Annotated in this window: 5 protein-coding genes; 3 read left to right on the forward strand and 2 right to left on the reverse strand. The window is 62.3% G+C overall.

The window, feature by feature from the left end:
• Together ACEW8Q_RS18625 and ACEW8Q_RS18630 are read right to left on the reverse strand one after the other, a co-directional pair.
• Window positions 1-358 (reverse strand): MFS transporter (locus tag ACEW8Q_RS18625; protein WP_373505560.1); only part of this gene is annotated, 358 nt, incomplete at its 3' end.
• A 16-nt stretch (window positions 359-374) separates the two neighbouring features.
• A complete protein-coding gene (locus ACEW8Q_RS18630; RefSeq protein WP_373505561.1) occupies window positions 375-791 on the reverse strand; it encodes an Rrf2 family transcriptional regulator in 417 nt (138 codons plus the stop codon).
• A 124-nt stretch (window positions 792-915) separates the two neighbouring features.
• Here ACEW8Q_RS18630 and ACEW8Q_RS18635 point away from each other — a divergent pair, with 124 nt between their 5' ends.
• The 3 genes from ACEW8Q_RS18635 to ACEW8Q_RS18645 form a co-directional block, all read left to right on the forward strand.
• Window positions 916-1206: a septum formation initiator family protein gene (locus ACEW8Q_RS18635; RefSeq protein WP_373505562.1), complete on the forward strand. Its 291-nt coding sequence runs from the start codon at window positions 916-918 to the stop codon at window positions 1204-1206.
• A 117-nt stretch (window positions 1207-1323) separates the two neighbouring features.
• Complete coding sequence (gene pdhA / locus ACEW8Q_RS18640) at window positions 1324-2361, forward strand: pyruvate dehydrogenase (acetyl-transferring) E1 component subunit alpha (protein WP_373505563.1); 1038 nt, start codon at window positions 1324-1326, stop codon at window positions 2359-2361.
• A 111-nt stretch (window positions 2362-2472) separates the two neighbouring features.
• Window positions 2473-2780 (forward strand): biotin/lipoyl-containing protein (locus ACEW8Q_RS18645; protein ID WP_373505564.1); only part of this gene is annotated, 308 nt, incomplete at its 3' end.

Raw genomic sequence — 2780 nt, forward strand, 5'->3', positions numbered from 1 at the left:
CCGACATGGGCGTGTAGAGTGCGGCGCCAAACGCCACGAGCACGCGCGAGGCGGTGAGGAGCGGCAAGGACCAGGCGAGTGCCGACAGGATGGTGCCAAGGCAGAACATCGCCAGGGCGCCCGTCAGCACCGTGCGGCGCGGCAAGTTGCCCGTGATGGCGGCCCCGATGGGAGACAGCACGGCATAGGCGAGCGCGTAGGAGGTGAGGATGATGGATGCATCCGCCTTGGAGACGTGCAAGTCCTCCGCGATCGGCGTGACCACGCCGATGACGACAAAGGCGCCCATGCCGACGACAAAGTTGCCGAGCGCCAGAAGATTGAGGAGGAGGGACGCCTTCGCCTGAACCTGGGCCAAGGCGGGCGTAAGCCGGTCAGACGATGGCAGTGGCGACGTCGCGGATCGACGTCTTGGCCAGCGAAGAATGCAGCGCGCATTCCGCCGCACGGAGCGGAGGAGACAGGATCTTGCCCAGTTGCGCCGCCACGGGACATTGCGAATGAGGGTCCGTCTTGTGCATGCGGAAGACGTTCTCGTCCTCGACCGCGAAATAGACGTCCGCCAGCGTGATCTCTCCCGCATCGCGGTTCAGTTCGAAGCCTCCAGACCGGCCCGCGACCGAGCGCACGAGATTGACCTTCTCCAGTTCCGTCATGAGACGGCGGATGACGACCGGATTTGTGTGTACGCTCTCCGCCACAAGGGCCGAGCACACGGGTCCCTTGCCCGTGAACCGGGCGAGGACACTCATGGCGTGGACCGCGACGATGAATCTGCTGCTGGACAACATAATGGTAACTCCGCGAGTTACATCGGCATGACGACAGGAAAGGTCAAGCAAATATAAAGCGTATGGTGACTGATTGTTAACCGAGTCCGCCGGAATCTGCGAGGAGAATCACCGGAAGACTCCCATGCGCCGCTTCGATTTCGTCGTCACCTGCGTCTGCTGCGCCATGCTCGGCTATTTCGGCTGGCATGCCTTCGAGGGCCCGCGCGGCTATCCCTACCGCGATGGGCTGGAGCGGAAGGTGGCGGCGCTGACCCAAAGATTCGAGACATTCCAGCAGCAGCGGGTGCGGCTTGAGCACAAGGTGGGCTTGCTGCGCCCCGAAAGCATCGATCCTGACCTGCTTGACGAATTGGCGCGCGGTCAGCTCGAACTGGCCCGGCCAAGCGACGTGGTTGCCTTCACCAAGCGGTAATTTTCCAAATGAAATCCGTGGCGTAAACTGAAATCCGGTTAATCCATAAATCTGCCTGCAGTCTCAAGCGTTTAATGCTATGCAAATGGCATTGGTTTCTGGCTGGAGGAAGCGTCCATGGCGGTCAAGTCGGCCTATATATCGCGAAAGCTCAGCAAGGGTGAGAAGACCAATCTCACCAACAGCGGTTTCACCACGGAAGAAGAACTTCACGCCTATCGCGAGATGCTGCTGATCCGGCGGTTCGAGGAAAAGGCCGGCCAGCTTTATGGCATGGGTTTCATCGGCGGCTTCTGCCACCTCTATATCGGCCAGGAGGCCGTGGTGGTGGGCATGCAGATGGCGCAGAAGGACGGCGACCAGGTCATCACCTCCTACCGCGACCACGGCCACATGCTGGCCTGCGGCATGGACCCCAAGGGTGTCATGGCGGAATTAACCGGCAGGCGCGGCGGATTGTCCAAGGGCAAGGGCGGCTCCATGCACATGTTCAGCCGTGAGAAGCAGTTCTTCGGCGGTCACGGTATCGTCGGCGCGCAGGTGCCGCTGGGCGCAGGGCTGGCCTTCGCCAACAAGTATCGCGGCAACGACAATGTGTCGGTTGCCTATTTCGGCGATGGCGCGGCGAACCAGGGCCAGGTTTACGAGACCTTCAACATGGCCTCGATCTGGAAGCTGCCCGTGATCTTCATCATCGAGAACAACCGCTATGCCATGGGCACGGCGGCAAGCCGCTCCACCGCCATGGCGGAACAGCTTGGCGCGCGCGGTGCCGCATTCGGCATACCCTTCGAGCAGGTGGACGGAATGGACGTTCGCGCGGTGCGCGATGCCGCCGAACGCGCGGTCGACCATTGCCGCTCGGGCGAGGGGCCATATATTCTGGAAATGATGACCTACCGCTATCGCGGCCACTCGATGTCGGACCCGGCGAAGTACCGCTCCAAGGAAGAAGTGCAGAAGATGCGCGAGGAGCACGACCCGATCGAGCAGGTGAAGGCCCGCATCCTCAACGCCAAGCTGGCGACCGAGGAAGAGCTCAAGAAGATCGACGCCGACATCCGCACGGTGGTGACGGAAGCCGCCGAGTTCGCGCAGAATGATCCGGAGCCGGATGCCAGCGAACTCTGGACCGACATCTACGTGAATGCCTGAGACCGGCGCTCGCGGCCCCCCATGTCACGGCTTCTGTGCCAGCATCATTTCTGCCATGATCATCGCCGTCCTGATGGTCGCCACGTCCTGAACCCGATGGAGTCCTGATCCATGCCATCAATCCTCATGCCCGCTCTTTCGCCGACCATGGAAGAGGGCAAGCTTGCCAAGTGGCTCAAGAACGTGGGCGACATGGTGAAGCCCGGCGATGTTCTCGCCGAGATCGAAACCGACAAGGCCACGATGGAAGTGGAAGCCGTAGACGAGGGACCGCTCACCGCCATCCTCATTCCGGCGGGCACCGAGAACGTGAAGGTGAACACGCCCATCGCCGTGATCGGCGAGGCGGATGCGGCCCCGGCACCGAAACCGGCGGCGGAGGCTGCCGCTCCCGCCGCAGCGCCGAGCCCCGGACCGAC

Origin of the sequence: Aestuariivirga sp. (genome assembly GCF_041738905.1) — a bacterium.
Taxonomy (GTDB): Bacteria; Pseudomonadota; Alphaproteobacteria; order Rhizobiales; family Aestuariivirgaceae; genus Aestuariivirga.

Bases quoted from the DNA above. Each gene is read 5' to 3' on its own strand.
- ACEW8Q_RS18630 (WP_373505561.1), bottom strand. From the start codon at position 791: ATGTTGTCCAGCAGCAGATTCATCGTCGCGGTCCACGCCATGAGTGTC.
- ACEW8Q_RS18635 (WP_373505562.1), top strand. From the start codon at position 916: ATGCGCCGCTTCGATTTCGTCGTCACCTGCGTCTGCTGCGCCATGCTC.
- pdhA (WP_373505563.1), top strand. From the start codon at position 1,324: ATGGCGGTCAAGTCGGCCTATATATCGCGAAAGCTCAGCAAGGGTGAG.